The organism is Marinifilum sp., assembly GCF_965230805.1.
Lineage (GTDB): Bacteria > Bacteroidota > Bacteroidia > Bacteroidales > Marinifilaceae > Marinifilum.
On the sequence record NZ_OZ246019.1, the window covers coordinates 2,186,103 to 2,206,921 of the forward strand.

The window sequence follows — 20,819 nt, forward strand, 5'->3', positions numbered from 1 at the left end:
TTAGGCTTGTGTTGTTTAAGCCTTTAGGAATGAGGTTGTTTGCTTCATTTTTAGAATGATATGTTTGAATACATGTTCTGCCTATTATCGATAGATGAACTGTAGGAAAGGATTTTAGCATTAATCCTATGCTTGAATTGCTTGCTTGTTTTGTATACATGCCTGTTCTTTACAAATCATAATCATCTTAAATAAATTATAGATTTTACAGATAACAGTCATGTTTTCTAACGCATGTATGAAAAGCCAGTGAAAACCTGATATTATAGTTGATTATCGTCCATATCCCCGTAGACTGCAAAATCTATTGTCAACAAAGGCAGGTCTTCTGACTTATTCCATACTTAAAAGCCTTCCCGGTTGAATTAACCAGTGGCGTAGGATATTAAGTAATTTTTCCCTAAGGAATGGAACTTACAGCAGCGGGAACTGTTGCCGAATCTCACGGCATTCCCTTTTAATTTTACACTTTTAGCGGTAAAAGTGAAAAACCTTTGTGGTGGCAAAAGTATTTATTATTAAATCAAATCCAAAGGAAATTTATCAAATATCTGTGGGTATTGTTTTATAACATCAGACTAAAAATTCTGATACCAGTTTCATTTTTAGAATCATACCCTGACATTTACAGCTTGGTGACAGTCAGAGCATGACTTGGGGGATGGTTCTTCTTTTTGTGTTTGATGCTCTCACTGGAGTGAGGGTATCAATGGTTTACTGCGGGGAACCAGGTTTCGAAGATGTAAGACAGAATGCAGGTGGTGTTTTCGAGTCATATCCTGACATTTACAGCTTGGTGATAGTCAGAGCATAACTTGGGGCATGGTGTTTTTTTGTGGTTGATATTTCCTGGAGATTGGCGCGGTTAGCAGGTGGTGTTTTCGAGTCATACCCTGACATTAACAGCTTGGTGATAGTCATAGCATGACTAGTGGGATGGTTCTTCTTTTTGTGGTTGATGCTCTCACTGGAGTGAGGGTATCAATGGTTTACTGCGGGGAACCAGGTTTCGAAGATGTAAGATAGAAAGTAGGTTGTGTTTTCGAGTCATAGCCTGACATTTACAGCTTGGTAATAGTCAGAGCATGACTTGTGGGATGGTTCTTCTTTTTGTGGTTGATGCTCTCACTGGAGTGAGGGTATCAATGGTTTACTGCCGGGAACCAGGTTTCGAAGATGTAAGACAGAAAGCAGGTTGTGTTTTTCGAGTCATAGCCTGACATTTACCGCTTGATGACAGTCAGAGCATGACTTGTGGGATGGTAATAATTGATATTGAATTCAAAAAAAAGACCCATCAGAAACTGACAGGTCTAGAACTTGAAATATAATATCTTGATGGTTTAAGCCTCTTCGTAGAAAAATTTATCAGCGAAAGCTGGTTTCAAATCATCTAACCAAAGTGCTTTAGGATCATATTTTGCAAAGAATGGACGTCCAACCCAGTCGGAGTTTCTTCCTTGAATAAAGTTCAAAACATAAACCTTTTCTCCGTTGATTTCGCTGATACCGGAAACCTGAACTTTTCCGGGGTTGGCCGACATACTTGGTCCGCGAACTGTACGACAAACACCACTAACTTGAGAGTAGGCTCTACGGAATATATTCCAAGCCTCTTCCAAAGTAACGGCAAAGTATTCTTGAGCACCTGTTTCACGAGCAATAAACATGTAGTAAGGAATCATTCCCCAGTCTACCTGTTTTCTCCACATGCGAGCCCACATGTCGGCATCAAAGTTCAAGTGTTTCATTAATGGAGATTGAGTACGAATTACCGCACCTGTAGCTCGAATATTTTTCACAGCTTGCTCTACAGCTTGGCTGCTCATTTCGTTGATATGATTAAAGTGTGCCATTACAGAAAGGTTCAATCCATTATCATGAATCTTTTTGAACACATCCAACAATTGCCCGGCATCATCATCGCTGGTGTAACGATATGGCCAGTAAGCTAATGTTTTTGTACCAATTCTGATTGTTTTAAGATTTGGAATGTCAGCAGCAATAATCGCATCGATATATTGTTCGAATACCTTTGATTTCATCACCATTGGATCGCCGCCTGTAAACAACAAATCAGTAATTGACGGGTTTTGACGCAAATACTCAATGATTAAATCCACCTGCTTCATGGCAAATTTCAGCTCATCAATACCTGTAAATTGCGGCCAACGAAAACAGAAAGTGCAGTATGCATGACAAGTTTGTCCCTGCGATGGGAAAAACAACATGGTTTCGTCGTATTTGTGCTGAATGCCAACTAATTTTTCTCCGTTAAGTTCAGGAACATTGTGTACCTGTCCTGCCGGATTAGGGTTCAACTCCATTCTAATTTGGTTGGCAGCTTTTGTGATTTCAGGTCTTGAAGCACCACTTCTTACCAATTCAGCCATTCTGTTGTAATGTTCGGCCGAAAGCATATCTTTTTGAGGGAAAGTAAGGATGAAAATCGGATCATTTTCGAACTTATCCCAATTAATCAATTCATCTACAACGTAATTATTTGCTTTAAAAGGAAGAACCTCTCCAACAACTTCAATGTCAAAAATTTGTTCGTCGCTCAGGTTACTAATCTGAGGAATTTTTTTAAAGGTCTTCAGTGTGTAAGCTCTATACTTCATAGGCTAATATCCAGTTTAATGTTTTAGCAGCCATCGATTATTGAAAACGATTGCCCCCTAGTTGCAATTATTCTATTAACAAACAAGCTATTAGGATATGGTAGCATGACGTGTGTGTAACTCGTTTGAGTTAAAAAAGGCTACAAATGAGATTCCCCAGTTTTAAGATAGGGAAAAATTGGGATAATTTCCACATAAACTGCTCATCGTCAGATGTAAAGGAAGACTAGTATCCCAGCGTATCAAATAGCTGTGGCACAAAAGTATAATAATTAAAATTTTTAAACAAGCTTGTTTGGAGCTTAAGTATTTGTAATCCTGTTAGATTTAACCTTAGTGTAGCTCTAATTTATATTGCAGGAATGAGCTATAAAGATTACTTTTGCTGAGGATCAGGAAGAAGGCTGTGTTGTGTTAAATGCTTAATTTAACAGCTTGTGCCGGCGTTCTAAATAAATATTTTTCATACTCTTATTTTTAATGAAAAGAAGTGATATAGACTTAATGGCTCCGGTAGGATCTTATGAATCCTTAATGGCAGCTATTCAGGGGGGAGCGAACTCGATATATTTTGGTATCGAACAATTAAATATGCGATCAAGATCGGCAAATAACTTTGGCTTTGAAGATCTGCAAAAAATTGCAAGCATCTGCAAAGAGAAGCATGTAAAATCTTACCTAACAGTGAATACCGTATTGTTCGATCATGATATCAAATTGATGTATAAAATTGTTGATGCAGCAAAGGAGAGCGGACTTACTGCTATTATTGCATCGGATGTTTCGGCAATTATGTATGCACGATCGATTGATGTTGAGGTACACATTTCGACACAGTGCAATATCACCAATATTGAAGCGCTTAAATTCTACGCCCAATTTGCCGATGTGGTGGTTTTGGCTCGAGAGTTAGATTTGAATCAGGTAAAAGCCATTTACGATCAGATTGAAGAGCAAGATATTCGCGGTCCTAAAGGAGAATTGGTTCAGATTGAAATGTTTGCTCATGGAGCTTTGTGCATGGCAGTGTCAGGAAAATGTTATTTGAGTTTGCATGAAAAAAATTCATCAGGAAACCGCGGAGCATGCATGCAAACCTGTAGAAAAGCTTATTCGGTAAGGGAAAAAGAATCTGGTAACGAATTGGAAATTGATAATGAATACATCATGTCACCAAAAGATTTGTGTACCATTGGATTTCTTAATAAAATGTTGGATGCAGGAGTCCGAGTTCTTAAATTCGAGGGTCGCGCACGTTCTCCGGAATATGTGAAGACTGTAGTTAGTTGTTACAACGAAGCAGTTGATTCCTATTTGGATGAATCTTATAACAAAGAAAAAATTGAGGTCTGGATGGAACGTTTGTCAACGGTTTTCAATCGTGGGTTTTGGGATGGATATTACCTTGGACAAAAGTTGGGAGAATGGAGTAACGAATATGGAAACCGTGCCACCAAGCGTAAAATGTTGGTGGGAAAGGGAACCAATTACTTTGGCAAGATTAAAGTAGCCGAATTCCTTTTGGAATCGAATGAACTTGCGGTTGGCGATAATATACTAATTACAGGCCCAACAACAGGAGTTGTAGAAACAACAATTAAAGAGATCCGTGTAGATCTAAAACCAGTTGAAAAAGCAGTTAAAGGAGATAGCTTCTCAATTGCTCTGGATACAATGATTCGTCGATCAGACAAACTATACAAGATTGTTGAAGTAAGCAATGATCTGATACAGTAGAAAGTGTGGAAAAGTTGAAGATTCAAACAGTCAAACAGTCGAAAGGTCAAATAGTCCAAAGAAATTATTCAGTAATAAAGAATTACCCTGAAAAGTTAAAATGATTATAGCCTAGGGCAACGCCCAAGGTGATATTGTAGTTTTTTAATAGTCGCATCTGCTGGGGTTAAGGTTTTAGGATGACTTCATGCGACTTTAAATGGAATCCAAAATAATTAAAGCAAAACAGACATGAATAAATTTGTTTTAACATTGATGTCCTTATTTGTTGCGCTATCCCTTACAGCCAACAATCACCAAGGATCTTTACTAAAAAAGGGAGATAATGTTCCTGAATTCACAGTCACTACTCTTGATGGAGAAGAAATGGCTATTAATAAGCTAAAGGGCAAAGTTGTATTGATCAATTTTTTTGCTACCTGGTGCGGGCCATGCATGAAGGAGTTGCCTGAAGTTCAAAAGCAATTGTGGCCAAAATTTAAAGATGAAAATTTTGTAATGATTTCGATTGGACGTCAGCATAGCAAAGAGGAATTAATGAAGTGGAACAAGACGAAAGGCTTTACTTTCCCTATTGCTCCGGATCCTAAGCGAGAAGTCTATTCAAAATTTGCCAATCAGTACATTCCTCGTAACTTTATTGTCGATAAATCAGGAAAGATCATCTGGCAAGGAGTAGGTTTCGATCGGAAGGAGTTGGATGAGATGATGAAAACCATTCAGGAAAATTTATAATTCATGCAAGGAAATATCAGGAAAATGCACACTCAATTGGGTGAGAAGGTGCAATATCATTTGCCTATTGGCGATGGCCTAAGAGATATGAACTCACTAATTGGGAAAGAGATTAGTTTAAAATATTTGGATCAGATCAACTGCATCCATTGCGGTGTAAAGACAAAAACATCCTTTTCGCAAGGATATTGTTATTCATGTTTTATGATTTTACCACAAACCGATCCGAGTATTGTTCGTCCTGAATTGGATTTGTCTTATTTGGGTATTTCGCGGGATATGGAATGGGCAAAAGAGAATTTCTTACGTCCGCATTACGTTTATTTGGCCTATTCAGGCCATGTAAAAGTTGGAGTAACCCGCGAATCGCAAATACCGACCCGTTGGATTGATCAAGGGGCAAGCAGGGCAATCAAACTAGCTAAAACACCAAACCGACATATAGCTGGTGTAATTGAGGTAGCTTTGAAAGAGCATTTTTCCGATAAAACCAATTGGAGAGAAATGTTGAAGCAAGATGGATCTGCAGATACTGATTTGTTGGAAGAGAAGAAAAAGGCTGTAGAGAATTTGCATCCAGAGCTAAGGCAGTATGTTTGCAGTGAGGATAAGGTTTATGATATTAACTATCCGGTTGATGAAGTTCCTGAAAAGATTACTAGTTTCGGTTTTGATAAAACGAAGGAATTTACAGGGATACTGAAAGGAATAAAAGGGCAGTATCTAATTTTTGAAGGAGGTAAAGTTATAAATATTCGAAAACACAACGGATATCTTATCGAATTGAAAGCAGAATAAGAAAAAAAGTATAAAACTGTAGGCAAATAGATCAAATTTCTTAATACATTTGTCTGGATAAAAAATATGCAATATCATTAATCGATAAATTCAAATCTGAAATGGAAAACATTAACTGGAAAGAATTTGGTTTTGGATATACTAAAACTGATTACAACGTTCGTTGTCACTATCGTGATGGAAAATGGGGAGAATTAGAAGTTTCTTCATCTGATCAAATCAATGTTCACATTGCATCTACAGGTTTGCACTACGGACAGCAAGCATTTGAAGGTCTAAAAGCATTTAAAGGGCCTGATGGTAAAGTTAGAGTTTTCCGTATCGATGAAAATGGCAAGCGTCTTCAGAGTTCATCTCACGGGATTATGATGGCTGAAATGCCTTTCGATTTATTTCGCGAAGCTGTAATCAAAACGATTAAATTAAATGAAAGATGGGTTCCTCCATATGAATCAGGAGCTTCTCTTTACATTCGTCCGGTGTTGTTTGGTAATGGTGCACAAGTAGGAGTAAAACCTTCAGACGAATATACTTTTGCTGTATTTGTAATGCCTGTGGGGCCATATTTTAAAGAAGGGTTTAAACCTACCGATTACGTTATTTATCGTGAATACGACCGAGCAGCTCCGCAAGGAACAGGAACTTACAAAGTAGGTGGCAATTACGCAGCTTCATTAAGAGGTGGTAATAGAGCACATGGCGAAGGTTTTTCGGCAGTATTATTCTTAGATGCTAAGGAAAAGAAATACATCGATGAGTGTGGCCCGGCTAACTTCTTCGGAATAAAGGATAACAGCTATGTGACTCCAAAATCAAATACAATTCTTCCTTCGATCACAAACAAGAGCTTGTGTCAGATTGCTAAGGACTTGGGGATGAATGTGGAGCGTCGTCCTATCACTGTTGAAGAGTTAGCAGATTTTTCAGAAGCAGGAGCGTGTGGTACAGCAGCTGTAATTTCACCAATTCGCAAAATTGTTGATGCAGACAACAACATTGATTATAATTATGGTGATGAAGCCGGAGAAGTAAGCTTTAAGCTTTATGAAACTCTTCGCGGAATTCAGTATGGTACTGTTGAAGACAAGCACAATTGGAATACAATTATCGAGTTTTAAGAATTAGCTATTGGCAGTTAGCCTTTGGTTTTTATGATACTAGAGGGAATTCTTTTGGGAGTTCCCTCTTTTCTAATCGCTTTGAGCAATTGTCTAACCATCTATTCGAGAACGAGACCAAGCATGGGCTTGGTCGGGGAAAATAGAATACTTATTGTTAGCTAATTGAACCAAATATTTGCATATTTAAGCATTTTCCAAAGCTTACAGATAAATGTAGGAGACATTCAAGCTATAAACTCACATTTTTTAAAAAGCCTGTCTATTTCAAAAATCAACAATAATTAGTATCATAAAAATGCTATGCTTTAATTATTGCGGTATTTCAAGTGTTAATAGTTAAGTTTGCGAGGATATTAAAACTAATAATCTCCATTTAACCATTATAGCCTAAGATAGATTTCTAAAAACAATAAACTAGTAGTTATATAATACACAAATTCAAATTTTAATATTAAATACATAATTGTTCTATGAAAAATTTATTTTGTATCCTTTTATTGTTTATTGCAACAGTTTCAGTTGCTCAAGAAGTTGAGTTAAAGATTGAAACACCACCACCTTATAAAGTTTTTGATAACGTACTTGTAGAAGTATTCATAGTAAACAATACGAATCAGCCAATCAGCTATTTCGATTCAAGGTATACTTCTTGGGATTCTTATACTGAAGAGTGGACAATTAGTGTTGAAGGGAAACCTTTAGAAATATATAATTTCAATGATGGACACGAAGGTAAATATACCGAGAAATCAATTCTTAAATTAATGCCTGGTGAAAGGCGTAATCTAAAAAGCCGCCTTTTTAAACTAAATTCATCTGGCAAATACCAATTTAGTTATAAGCAAAACCAATCGCCTAAACTTATTAAAGAGGCATATGCTAGCAATAAGAGTGTTTATCAATTATCACAAAGTATATCAACTTTTACAGTATCAGGTAAGCTCGAAATTAATGTAGCTGATATCCAAAACAATTTAAATGTTAACAAAGTAGATATGAGTTGGGAGAAATGGCAAGAGTACAGTAAACAAAAAGTGTATAAAGATAAGCGTTTCTTCACTAAATTAGAGGACGCCTTAGAAGATCCTGAAAATGTATACTATTTGATGCTTCATTGTGATGGGATCAGTTTGGAAATGATTGAAAAGATAGGGTTATTCGTTAACCTTAAACGATTGGACATTGGAAATTATAGTCTCGAAATAGTGCCGGCATCCATAGCAAAGCTTGATTTGTATGAATTTCAACTATTAACAGCTCAAGGTAAAAAAGTTGAGTTTTCAGAAGAATTTAGTTTGAACAATACGATCCGTAAATGTCAAGTTAAATCTACTGACTATATTTCACCTAATATTCTTAAAGTAAGAAGTATTGAAGAGCTTGATTTAAGAAATTCGGACTTAACAACTTTACCATATCTCGGTAATCTCTCAAACCTGAGAAAGTTAAATGCCATAGGAAATTGTTTTAAAAATATTGATAATTCTGGTTTAGAAAATATAACAACTTTAGAAGAGGTCAATATAGGTTCAAAATCTCCTATCGATATAAGCCCTATTACAAATTGGACAAGTTTAAAGAGTTTAAGTATTGCAATGAACACGGTTACAATAATTCCTGAATCAATTAGTAACTTGAACAAGCTTCAAAAGCTTAACTTGAGTTACAATGATTTCAAATCTCTTCCGGGATCTGTGACAAAATTAACTTCATTAAAAGAGGTTGATTTTAGCAATTCCGGCATTACATCTCTTCCTGAAGGGTTTGCAACTCTTCCTTTAAATAAAGTAAATATTAAAGGTTCACCATGTTCTAAATCGAATGATTATAAAATATTAAAGAAAAGATTGGGCAACAATTTCATTGCAAAATAATAGGCATACTCGATTCAAGTTTTTAGAAAAGCTTAAAGAAGGATAAGATTTATGTATCCTTAAAACTGCTGTATTTAACGTGAGTTCGAGGTAAAATTCGTTCAGAGTTTGATCTGATTTTGAGTAGAAATTTTCTCAAATTTTCGAAGGAATATCGGGATATTTCAAGAAGATTTGAGGAAATTTATGCCGAAAGCAGGCAAACACATAATGGAAAGTTCTCTTTACGACATCTTCACATTAAAAATTCCTCAAAATAGCCCGCTATTCTTTCCAAATTTTTAATGCAAATCTATCGCAAATATAACTTTCTGTGGATAGAATTTTACGTCTAACTCAGGTTATTTAAGTCTTAATTGGGCAGATTTATTACTTTTTAGACAGACTGCCGTAATGCGCAAGCCTTAGCCCATACTAGTATAAAGAATGCTAATTCCCCGAACTAATTTTTTGACCTATTTTCCTTTCTACTGCGTTAAGCTTTTTCGCCGTAGCTACGGCTATGCCTGTAAACCTTGCCTTGTAAAAAGAAAAATATTTTCAAAAACTTTAATTCGTTTTATTAACACTCTTCACACTAGCAATATTCACTTATTATTCCAGTATCAGCATGAAACGGGCATGCGGTCTGATACAAAATAATACGCTTGTCATTTCAGAGATTAGTATACAACTATCAGGGATTAGTATTAAATACTTATTTAAGATCGGAGTACTTTTATACATGTAACATTTAAAGTTATTAAACGATAGTATTAATTAATATAACATTATTTAAGATGACATTAGCAGAGACGAAAGCACAGACTTTCAAAGCAGGTAAAAACATGGTAAGCTTTACCAGCGATGGTGAAAAAATTGCAGCACATTTATTTTTACCAGCCGATTATGAAGTAGGTAAAAACTATCCAGCAGTAATTGTTACTCCTCCTGCAACAGGTGTGAAAGAACAAACCGCAGGTATTTATGCAGAGGCGCTTAGTAAAAAAGGATTTCTGACACTAACCTTTGATCCAAGAGGATGGGGAGAAAGTGGAGGCAGACCTTTTGTTGTTCACCCTGACTATCAGGTGCGAGATTGCAGAAATGCCGTAAACTACGTGATGACTCTTGATGCAACAAACAAGGATAATGTTTTTAACCTAGGTATTTGCATGGGAACAGGATGGGCCGCTTATGAAACAGCATTTGATACCAGAATTAAAGGCTTGGCAATGATCAGCCCATACTTGTTAGATCTTAACGAATTGGTTGATTTAATGGGCGGTTCTGATAAGTTTAGAGCCACTTTAATTGCTCCAACCCTACCGGCTGCACAATCACAATTTGAATCGGGAGAAGACTTTTATATAAAACCCGTACCTGAAACTGAGGAAGAAATTAAAATGGCTGACCCTATTTCAATAGGTATGAGAGATTATTATCTACCGGGAAAACCTGGTGACGTTCCAAACTGGAAGAATAAGGGATGTTTAAATGAGTCTTACACTTTATACGGATTTTCAATTTTCAATTATACAAAATTACTTGAATCAACACCTAAATATGTAGCTTATGGAGATCAAGCTGTTTCAAAAGGTGGAGCTATTAAATTCGTAAATGCAACCAATCCTGAAAAAGTAACGGTTATTGAAGGTGAAGGACACTTCGATTTATATTGGAAGCCAGAGCATGTAGCGAGAATTTCTGATGAAATTTCAGATTTCTTCAAAGAGCAAATAAAATAATCTGAAACGAGCATGAATAAGATAATTACTATACATACACGGTATTGATTATTTTAATCTTGCGGTTTACATCTGGCAAATAGTGAAAATTACATACAGATGAAAAAACAACTCTATGATATAAATTAATCATAGATTATAAGCTTTAACAGTTGGTTATTAATTACTTTTAATAAATTCTTATCAGTAACTTTAACCAGCTGTTTTTTTTGTTTAAAAAAGAAAGGATTATGAGCAATATAATCAGAATAGAAAATATAAGTGAATTAAATAAATTGCTCAATCAGGATAAGCCTAAGCATTCTTTAATAAGTATAATTGATTTCTCAAAAATCAACTACCAAGTATTTGAAAATTTTGGAGTGGAAAAAATTAATTATAATTTTTATAGCATTATCTTAAAAAATTTAGTGCCCGGAAGCTTGAGGTATGGTAGGAATAATTACGATTTTCAGGATGGTAGTCTATTCTTTATGGCACCTGGCCAAGTTTTAACTTTGGAAAATATAAACCATGAAGATGTATATGGCTGGGGGTTAAGTTTCCATCCGAATCTGATAAGAGGTACTTCTTTAAATTCAAAAATAAAAGAGTACACATTTTTTAACTACACGCTAAAGGAAGCATTACACCTATCTGATGAAGAAAAATGTACCTTGGGAAACATTATGTCAGATATCAACAAAGAATTAAATCATCCAATTGACAAACACAGCAAAGCCGTAATTGTTTCAGCTATTGAACTTTTGTTAAATCATTGCTTGCGTTATTACGAAAGGCAATTTATTACTCGTTCAGAACTCAATCAGGATGTTATCGTAAAATTGGAAGAGTATTTAACCAATTATTTTAAATCTAAAAAGCAACAAACTAATGGACTACCCACTGCAAAGCAGTGTGCCGAACAAGTTCATTTATCTCCAAACTATTTGTGCGACTTATTAAAAAAAGAAACAGGTAAGAGCACACAAGAACATATACATTACTATGTGGTGGAGCTTGCCAAGCATAAACTTTTAAGCACAAAAAATTCGATTAGCGGAATTGCCTATGATCTGGGATTCAAATATCCCCAGTACTTTAGTAAATTGTTTAAGAAGAAAACGGGAATGTCTCCTGCTGAATATCGAAATCTGAACTAAATCCAGCCAATGCATACCCATACGAAAGCATTCGATTATACTTATTTATTAACTCTTTTGGGGAAGCATTTGCATGTTAAAACTTTTTCCAGAGCTTACGGATAAATGTGCTCTGCTCATTCAAGGCACGCAATGTATAAACAGAATAGGCGATAGGGATGAGGTTACCTCGAACTCACGTTAGTTATAGACCTCTTCAATTTTTACGCAGTTTGATAGGTGAAGCCTACTATCTCCTACTTTGCATCCACACACCTCTTTGTAAAAGCTTAAAAAGCAAGCTGCAAATACTTCATGCCTTTAAAAAGGCTCTGATAAGCGGCTCAGGCTCTTTTTGAAATCAGTCCTGTAGGAAAGACCTCCATGCTGTGATACAGCAAACAGGAATCATTCTAATTTAGCAAGTCAGAGATATTGCATTAGTTTTTTTGATAAATTAAGAGCTCCTAATCCTGTTAAAAGCATACGCAATGAAACTAATTCAACTCTTTTTGCTACTGATCTTCACGGCTCAATCCAGTTTATCTTTTTCCACTCCCACATTTAAGATTAAAGCTTCTCCGGTTTGGAAAACCAAGATTAAATTCGATCCAAAAGCACATGATTATAAAAACGAGGGCTCGGTGAGTTATCTGTTGCTCGATTGGCAGGACAACGTGATTACCCAAGAGTACAATTACCGTTACTGCATTCGCTTAAATAATGAAGATGCCGTACAGGCCAACTCACAATTGTATTTTACTTTCGATCCAAGCCATCAGGAATTGTATATCCATACCATCAGGCTGTATCGCAATGGCAAAATCATCGATAAACTCAACAGAAATAAAATCGAACTCATCAGAAACGAGAAGAATGCGGAGCGCTACATCTATGACGGAAGTTATTCGGCGGTGAGCATACTCGAAGATGTGCAGGTTGGCGATATTCTTGAATACGAATATACCTTAAAGGGAGCCAATCCTTTATTTAAGGATCATTTTTACAATTACCATACTCAGGCTTACAGTTCCGAAGTTCAACACATGTATTATCAGATGTTGTTGCCAAAGCATAAAAAATATCTGGTGAAAAACCTGTATGGAGGAGTTGAGCCTATACGAAATTCTCGAAATGGCGTGCAATCGCTATCCTGGGATTTAAAAAATGTAGCCCCAATTTTTACCGATGAAGATAGTCCGGAATGGTACGATCCTTATCCGGCTTCCGAAATCAGTTCATTCCAAAACTGGAAAGAGGTGCGTGCATTTATGAAGAAACTCTATCCTATGGATGTAAAATGTCCGATGATTAGCAGGTTCATTGCCCAAAAAAAATACAGCCCCACCGATGAAGGTCTCATTCAGATCATCCGTTTTGTTCAGGATGAAATTAGGTATCTGGGCATGAGCAATGGTGTAAATTCGCATAAACCACACCATCCCGAAAAGGTATTTAAACAACGGTTTGGCGATTGCAAAGACAAGTCATATTTGCTATGCTATATGCTTAGGCAGATAGGTATAGAGGCATGGCCGGCAATTGTGAATACCACGGCCAAAAGATATGTCGATCGTTACGCTCCTTCGCCTTTTGCTTTCAACCATGTAATTGTAAAAATCAACTGGAAAGGTAAAACCTATTGGGTAGATCCTACCTATAACAATCAGAAGGGTGGAATCGATCAATTGCAGAATCCGATGTATGGAAAAGCTCTTGTGATTGACAAGGGTGATAGCGATTTGGAACTCATCCCCGAAGACCAGCTCAGAAAAGTGCTAATCAACGAAAATTTTTGGTTTACCGATAGCATTTCAAAGATCAGATACGAGGTAGTTAGCCATTTTAGCGGACAAATTGCCAACGATCGAAGAAGCTGGAACCTGGGAATCTCATTGGCTAACAACAAAGATGCTTATTTGGATTACTGCACCCGATTCTACCAAAACATGAATTGGAAAAACGATTCATCTTTGATTTTTCGTGACAATCCTGAAAAGAATATTTTCCGAATTATTGAAAAGTACGAAATAGAAAGCCCGTGGGAACATAGGGGAGCTGACAGCATAGAGTTGTATTCGAGCTATTTCCCTTACAATATGTACGAGTTTTTAAACTCAACCAATGATAAGGTAAGAAGCGCACCCCTAAAAATAACTCATCCCATTGATGTGGAATTGAAAATGAACCTTCACTTTCCAAAGCACAAGCAGGTTGGATTTATGGAGGAACAAGACAGTATCATCAACGAATTCTTTCATTTTAATTACAGCGTTTCAAATAATATGCTGTCAAATTTTGTAACGGTTAGCTACAAATACAAAAGCTTGAAAGACCATGTGCCTCTAGATAAATTAAAGGCTTACTATAAAGATTACGATCGTTTGTCCGACAAGTGCGAATATCCGGTTCAGTGGGGAATGGATGTCGATCCTGAATTTAAAATCTTTGGCCCGGCTATTTTTGTGAGTCTACTGCTGCTGCTTGCAAGTTTCTTCTTCCTTCGTAAACTCTACCGCTGGGACATTCCGCGTGAGGTATCCTATGGGTCGATTCGAGAGAGCATTGGCGGATGGCTGGGACTGGTGGCTCTTGGACTTTATGTCACTCCTTTTTCTATAACTTACATTTTAATTGATAACGATTATTTTAACAAAGGCATGTGGGATCAGTTTATTGCCATGTATACTGATAATCCTTTTTTAGCCGGCTCACTTTATTTTTATGAATTGATGTTTAATATGGGAATCATCATCTTTGCAATATTCATGATTGTATTGATGCACAAAAAACGAACTACTTTCCCAAAACTCTATATCTACTTTAGGGTAGCTATTCTTGCAGGAATCATATTAGACAATATTTGGTCCGCAGAAATTGCCGGATTCGAAAGTATAGACGAAAATGCACTCACTCGAAGTATTATTAGTGCTGCCATATGGATTCCATACATGATGAAATCGCAACGTGTTAAAGAGACCTTTGTAAAAAGACTAAAGAAAGAACAGACGGAAGTGCAGGATGAAGAAGTTCAGAAAATGGAAGAGGTGGTAAGATCATCAAGCTATAGCTGAAAAACTTTAACATGCTTTAATAAACAGCCTGTTTTTCCAAAATCATACCTTAATCGTTGGCATTTTCTTATGAAATTTCAAGATATGGAATGATTGGGAACAATTATTCAATCGTTTTCGACAGCTGTTTGAATAGAATATAATACCTTTGCGCTTATCTAATACCAGTTTTATTGTGAAATGATTCTTCAATTGTTGTAAGTGTTTTGAGTTTAGCCAGGCTAAAAAATAAATGTATAAGCTTAGCTGGGGCGATATTTTTTAGGAAGAATAAACTCAAAAGGACAAGTGAAGGAGACAGATTTAATGGTAATACTGGCATAAGCACATATTACTTAAGCGCAATTGGGTATGAGAAAATCATTGGCTAAAAAACTTCTTGTAAACTTTGTAGTCCTAAATCTATTATCGATACTAATTGTTGGTGTTTTTGCCTATAAACAGGCAAAAGATGCTTTAATATTGCGCACTTACAATCAGCTTACGTCTGTTAGAATTGAAAAACAAAAGCGAGTTGAACATTTCTTTCAACAAAGAATAAATGAAGTAAAAGCATTGTGTAATCTTGATTTTCAACCTTCATTGCAAAAAATCACCCCTGAATTATTACACGACAAAATTGAGCATAGCATTATCAATAAGGCTTTTTCCTCATTACTATCGAATAACAACACCTATCACAACATTTACATTTACTTGTCGGAGCTCGAAAACACTGCTTTTAATATCGATGGCAGGGCAGAGAGCATAAGTAGCGCATCCATTACTGCCGAGTATAAACAATTATTCTCTAGTTTGCTTGCCGGCAACGGGATTTCGATTCATGAACTGTTTGTAAACACGGATAAGCTGCATACTGAAGTATTAATTTGTCAATCGATAAAAATTAAACAACAAAGTGTAGTCATCGCCTTTAGCCTTAATATGGATGGTATTAATGCTATTATGCTCGATAGAAATCCCTTAAATGGCCTTGGCGAATCCGGCGAAGCTTATTTGGTTGGCGAAGACCATTTCCTAAGAAGTGCAAGCCGATTTAAAGAGAATGCTGTGTTTACCTTAAAGTCGGCAACCAAAGGCGTAAAATTGGCATACAAGGACAGTATCGGTTCAGCCATTTTTCAGGATTACAGAGGTATAAAGGTATTGAGTTCCTTTAGCAAGATGAATTTACCTGACTTGAACTGGGCTATTTTAGCTGAAATGGATCATCAGGAAGCCATGATTCCGATTCGGAATTACGGAAACTCAATGGTATACATTCTAATTATTCTTAGTTTGTTGCTATTGGGTGTTGTTAGCATTATTGCAAGCAATATAACTGCTCCCATAAGGAAACTGCAAGCCGAGACAGAAAAGGTTTCATCGGGAATTTACGAGCCTGTTTCGGATATCAAAGCCGAAGGCGAAATTCAGGAATTGGTAACCGCATTTAATCAAATGACCAGTAAGATCAAGGAGCAAAAAGAGAATATTCAGCTTGCAAAAGATCAAAGCATATCATCGATGATAGATGGACAGGAAACAGAGCGGAACCGCCTTGCCAGAGAACTGCATGATGGTTTGGCTCAAACGGTTCTTGCAATTAAAATGCATCTGGAAAATGCGGCTACCGAAAATTCGGTAGAAGTATTGAAAAAATCCAGGGAAATGCTTTCCGATTTGCTGGCTGAAATTAGAGTGATGTCGAACGATTTAATGCCAGCAGTATTGCGTGAATTCGGGTTGAAAGATGCCTTATGCAGTTTGCTCCATCAGATCGAAGAGAATACCCATTTGCAAACGAATTTGGAAGTTCACGAAGACTTACTACCCCAAATAGGCAAGAAGTCTGAAACCTATCTATACAGAATTGCTCAAGAAGCTCTTAGTAATATTATAAAACATGCCAATGCCGGCAAAGTAAGCATTTTTATTTATCAAAAGTCTGATTTTCTTTTCTTCAAGATCGAAGATGATGGCATTGGTTTAAATGATAATAAAAAAAATGGAAATGGATTATCAAATATTAAGGAGCGAATTTCGATTTTAGGTGGGCAAGCAATTTTAAAGAATATTCAACCTGTAGGGTTTAGGGTAATGTGCAAAATTCCGTTATCAAAATTATTGGTATAAAACGAGTATGATTAAAATAATTATTAAACATACACTGTAATGATTATTTTGATCTTGCAACTTCCATCTGACAAATGGAAAAAACTACAAACAGATGAAAAAGATTAATGTTGTTTTGGTAGATGATCACAAACTATTTCGTGATGGCTTGAAATCTTTGTTACACAATACCGAAGATGTTCGGATTGTAGGAGAATACAGCAAGGCAGATGATTTGATTATGGAAATCAACCAAGTGCCGGTGGATATCGTAATCACAGACATTAGTATGCCAGGAAAAAATGGCATTGAACTTACTCAGTATCTGGGCGAAATGCATCCATGCATTCGAACGATTATCCTATCTATGCATAATAACAAAGAGTTTATTCTACGTGCAATGGAGGTTGGAGCTAAGGCATATTTACCAAAGGATATTGCCGGAAATGAGTTGAAGAATGCCATTCGCGAGGTGAGTTTAGGAAACGAGTATTTTAATCAGTCCATTAGTAATATCATTATGCGAAGCTTAATGCGAGACAATAAAGCTGAAAAGAACTGCAATGAGTTAACGCGACGGGAAATTGAAGTGCTTCGATTGGTAGCCGATGGATTAATGAACAAAGAGGTTGCCGAGCAGTTAAACATAAGTGTACGTACGGTTGATTGCCATAAAAATCATATCATGAGCAAGCTTAAATTGAATACAACCGCCGAATTGGTAAAATATGCCATTAAAAATAGAATTATCGAAGTAGAAATTGATTAGATGTTTCCCTCTTTTGATTGAATGAATAACTACTCATATTGCTTCCCAAGTTTTTTGAACAAAAGCAAGCATGTATAAAAGACTTAAATAAAGTATGGAAGCGTATTTGTACAAAAAGATTGGCTCTCAAAAAGTTCAAAACAATCCGGATAGTTTTATCGCTATCCGGATTGTTTTTCGTGGGTGACACTCGTAGGTATTAGCCTGAGTTCGATAAAAAATATTCGTTGTTATCCCTTGATCAATCCGGCATAATCTTTCGCAAAATAAGTTAAAATGATATCTGCTCCAGCTCTTGCGATGCTAATCAACATTTCCTGCATTGCTGCTTCATAATCCAGATAACCTTTCTGGGCAGCTGCCATTAGCATAGAGCATTCTCCACTTACATTATATGCTGCAATAGGTAAATGTGAATTCTGTTTCAGCAACTGGATTACATCCAAATACAATGTAGCGGGCTTCACCATTAAAATATCAGCTCCTTCCATTGTGTCCAGTTCTGCCTCCCTTAGTGCTTCCATCTTATTGGCAGGATTCATTTGATAGGTTTTCTTATCTCCTGCTTTTGGTGCAGAATCTAAAGCATCCCGAAAAGGGCCATAATAAGCCGATGCGTATTTGGCTGTATAGGAAATGATACTTGTATCCATAAAACCTGCCTTATCCAGATCTTCTCTAAGGTAAGCAACTCTTCCATCCATCATATCAGATGGACCAATCATATCGATTCCGGCTTGTGCCTGGGCAATAGCCATTTTAGACAAAATGGGCAAGCTAGCATCATTTTCAATCTTAGCATTGCTTACAAAACCGTCATGCCCATCGGATGAATATGGATCCATGGCAACATCCGAAATCAGAGTAATTTGCGGAAATGTGGTCTTAATCTTATTAATGGCATGTAAATAGAAGTTATCATTGGAATAGCTATAAGAAGCAATGCTATCTTTTAAATGCTCTTTAACTGCGGGAAACAATACATATTGCTGAATGCCTAGTGCAATACAAGAGTCTATTTCTTTTAGAATCAAATCTAAAGACCATCTGTAATTACCTGGCATCGATTTTATTTCATCTTGAATGCCATTGCCGTCTACAATAAATAGTGGATACACTAAATGAGCAACATCCAATCTGGTTTCACAAAGCATCTGTCTTATGGCTTCCGACTTTCTGTTTCTTCTGGGTCTGTTTAGCATCATTATTTCGTATGATTTTGGTGTATTGGAAATATTAAAAACAGTTTGTTGTTCTCTCCCAATAACATCTTGTTTTCTATTTTATTAGTTTTACAAATTCAACCTCATCCATGATATAAATCAGATGTTCTGAATCTTTCGTATTGAGTCTTAATTTCCCTTCTATTTCAAAATAATCATCTGTTTTTAAGCGCTTAAATCTTTGCAAATGCTCGGGCGAAACGTTTAATTCAATTATGGTCTGAAGTCCATCGCCTGTACAAAAAAAGCATGTATTCATGGGATTGTATGAAAGTACAAATATGTTTCCGGTGATATTAACAGGCAGAAAGAATCCTTTCACTTTTAGAGATTGTCCATCTAATCGTTTTAATTCCTTACCAAATTTTGGTCTTGGTAGCAATGTTTCGTACGTAAGGGAATAAAAGTATCTGATCTTAACATCATTCAGTAGTACATCCCAAACTTTATCATTCGTTAGCTTTTGTGCATTTATCGAAAAGGCAGAACTTATAACAAAATAAAATACAAGGAATTTTATCTTCATGATTAATGGCTTAAAGTAAAATGCAGGTTGTTCTTATAGGCCTTTATTGCAGGTATAAAGGCAGCCAACAAACCTATGCCCGCACAAAATACCAATAGAATCAATTCTTTGTAAAAAACGCCGGAATCGAACGAAGTTCCAAGGTAAAACTGAGGCAAATACATCCAAATCAAGTACGAAGCAATTATACCTGTAAACCAGCCTGAAACTGCCATAATAATTCCCTGAGCATAAAGCAAAGCTACGACTTTAAGTCGCGAAGCCCCTGCAAGACGCAAAAGCGCAATTTCGAAAATGCTTTGATTAAATAGATTTAGCAGGTAAATAAAAATATTGATTGATGAAATTAATATGATGATCCATGCCAACAGCCTTAAGGTATTAAGTCCCATTCCCAAAAGCGAAATAAGCCTGTTTATTTCGATTGCAGGAGAAGCGGCTTGCATTGTGGTGTTTTGATTAATTGCCCTAGGCAGGCTTATTGCTGCCTGTGGACTTTTATAAAACACCAGCAAAGCAGTAATGGCTTCGGATGCTTTTGTGTTTTTAACAACCAATTCGCCTTTCAGTTCCAGATACAAGCTAGCCTCTTCTTCATTCAATTCTTCTCCATGCGAGATTTTATGTTGCAAATGTTCCAGTTTTTCATTTTCATGGATATGATTTTCATGCTCATGCATACATGTCTCATGATGTTCTTCTTCTCCGTGTCCGTGATGATCGTGATCGCAACATTCACCATGAACATGTTCTTCTCCATGTTCACCATGCTCATGCTTGTGGCTATGCACCATCCAAACACTTTCAACAGGTGTTAAAATCAGATTGTCAGTAACATTTCCTGATTTCTTGAGTACTCCTCTTACCGTATATCGAAAATCGTCGTGGCTGTGTCCTTCTTCTAAAAAGCCATGAACCCCGGTAAATGTATCTCCGATCTTCAATCCTGTTTTTTTGATAACATTTGCTCCAATTACAGCATCTAAAGGTTCGTTGAATGAACTACCTTCCTCAAAATCGCATTGGTATAATTTTAAATAATCCTTATGAGTACCTACAATACGAAATCCTTTATAACTATCGCCCAAAGCAATTGGAATGCTATGTTTCACCAAAGGATTTCTTTGAACTTTTTCCACTTCGCTAAGCGCGATATTTCCTGTAGGGGCATCAATATGCAGTACCGAAGATAAGATGAGCTGCAATGGACTCCCCTTAGCTCCAACTACCAAATCGATACCTCCCAAATTGCTTTTGTATTGATTGTTGAGAAAACTTTCTGTTTTGATGATAAGCGAAATAAGTGCTACTCCAATTGCAAATAAAAGCACACTTAATGCACTATTGTATGGCTTATGAAGCAATTTTGCCACTGCTATTTTTAGGATGGTTAGCATAC

At 36.4% G+C, this 20,819-nt stretch carries 14 protein-coding genes and 1 riboswitch; of the genes, 10 read left to right on the forward strand and 4 right to left on the reverse strand.

The window, feature by feature from the left end; translation table 11 throughout:
- Positions 1–301: 301 nt before the first annotated feature.
- Positions 302–511: riboswitch (cobalamin riboswitch) on the reverse strand.
- An 832-nt stretch (positions 512–1,343) separates the two neighbouring features.
- Positions 1,344–2,621: a KamA family radical SAM protein gene (locus ACO05S_RS08775; protein ID WP_421921135.1), complete on the reverse strand. Its 1,278-nt coding sequence runs from the start codon at positions 2,619–2,621 to the stop codon at positions 1,344–1,346.
- Between the two features lie 480 nt (positions 2,622–3,101).
- Between ACO05S_RS08775 and ACO05S_RS08780 the strand changes: the two genes are divergently transcribed.
- The 10 genes from ACO05S_RS08780 to ACO05S_RS08825 all read left to right on the forward strand — a co-directional run bounded on the left by ACO05S_RS08780 (position 3,102) and on the right by ACO05S_RS08825 (position 17,671).
- Positions 3,102–4,358, forward strand: coding sequence for a peptidase U32 family protein (locus ACO05S_RS08780; protein ID WP_421921136.1), 1,257 nt, complete (start codon positions 3,102–3,104; stop codon positions 4,356–4,358).
- Between the two features lie 231 nt (positions 4,359–4,589).
- Positions 4,590–5,093, forward strand: a complete 504-nt coding sequence (locus tag ACO05S_RS08785) for a TlpA family protein disulfide reductase (RefSeq protein ID WP_421921137.1) — start codon at positions 4,590–4,592, stop codon at positions 5,091–5,093.
- 3 nt (positions 5,094–5,096) lie between these two features.
- Positions 5,097–5,891: a DUF2797 domain-containing protein gene (locus ACO05S_RS08790; protein WP_421921138.1), complete on the forward strand. Its 795-nt coding sequence runs from the start codon at positions 5,097–5,099 to the stop codon at positions 5,889–5,891.
- Between the two features lie 101 nt (positions 5,892–5,992).
- Entirely contained in the window at positions 5,993–7,009 is a 1,017-nt protein-coding gene (locus ACO05S_RS08795; protein WP_421921139.1) for a branched-chain amino acid aminotransferase, read from the forward strand.
- A gap of 473 nt (positions 7,010–7,482) precedes the next feature.
- Positions 7,483–8,886 carry a leucine-rich repeat domain-containing protein gene (locus ACO05S_RS08800; protein ID WP_421921140.1) on the forward strand — a complete coding sequence of 468 codons (1,404 nt, stop codon included), beginning with the start codon at positions 7,483–7,485 and terminating at the stop codon, positions 8,884–8,886.
- Between the two features lie 779 nt (positions 8,887–9,665).
- Positions 9,666–10,613, forward strand: a complete 948-nt coding sequence (locus ACO05S_RS08805; RefSeq protein WP_421921141.1) for an alpha/beta hydrolase — start codon at positions 9,666–9,668, stop codon at positions 10,611–10,613.
- Between the two features lie 230 nt (positions 10,614–10,843).
- A complete protein-coding gene (locus ACO05S_RS08810) occupies positions 10,844–11,755 on the forward strand; it encodes a helix-turn-helix domain-containing protein (RefSeq protein WP_421921142.1) in 912 nt (303 codons plus the stop codon).
- Positions 11,756–12,225: 470 nt separating this feature from the next.
- A complete protein-coding gene (locus tag ACO05S_RS08815; RefSeq protein WP_421921143.1) occupies positions 12,226–14,808 on the forward strand; it encodes a DUF3857 domain-containing protein in 2,583 nt (860 codons plus the stop codon).
- Between the two features lie 351 nt (positions 14,809–15,159).
- Positions 15,160–16,923 carry a histidine kinase gene (locus tag ACO05S_RS08820; RefSeq protein WP_421921144.1) on the forward strand — a complete coding sequence of 588 codons (1,764 nt, stop codon included), beginning with the start codon at positions 15,160–15,162 and terminating at the stop codon, positions 16,921–16,923.
- 94 nt (positions 16,924–17,017) lie between these two features.
- On the forward strand, positions 17,018–17,671 hold the full coding sequence (locus ACO05S_RS08825) for a response regulator transcription factor (RefSeq protein WP_421921145.1): 654 nt from the start codon (positions 17,018–17,020) through the stop codon (positions 17,669–17,671).
- 230 nt (positions 17,672–17,901) lie between these two features.
- Here ACO05S_RS08825 and hemB read toward each other — a convergent pair whose 3' ends face one another.
- From hemB to ACO05S_RS08840, 3 genes are all read right to left on the reverse strand, one after another.
- Positions 17,902–18,876: a porphobilinogen synthase gene (gene hemB, locus ACO05S_RS08830; protein WP_421921146.1), complete on the reverse strand. Its 975-nt coding sequence runs from the start codon at positions 18,874–18,876 to the stop codon at positions 17,902–17,904.
- A 73-nt stretch (positions 18,877–18,949) separates the two neighbouring features.
- Positions 18,950–19,420: a hypothetical protein gene (locus ACO05S_RS08835; RefSeq protein ID WP_421921147.1), complete on the reverse strand. Its 471-nt coding sequence runs from the start codon at positions 19,418–19,420 to the stop codon at positions 18,950–18,952.
- 2 nt (positions 19,421–19,422) lie between these two features.
- Positions 19,423–20,817: an FtsX-like permease family protein gene (locus tag ACO05S_RS08840; RefSeq protein WP_421921148.1), complete on the reverse strand. Its 1,395-nt coding sequence runs from the start codon at positions 20,815–20,817 to the stop codon at positions 19,423–19,425.
- Positions 20,818–20,819 lie beyond the last annotated feature (2 nt).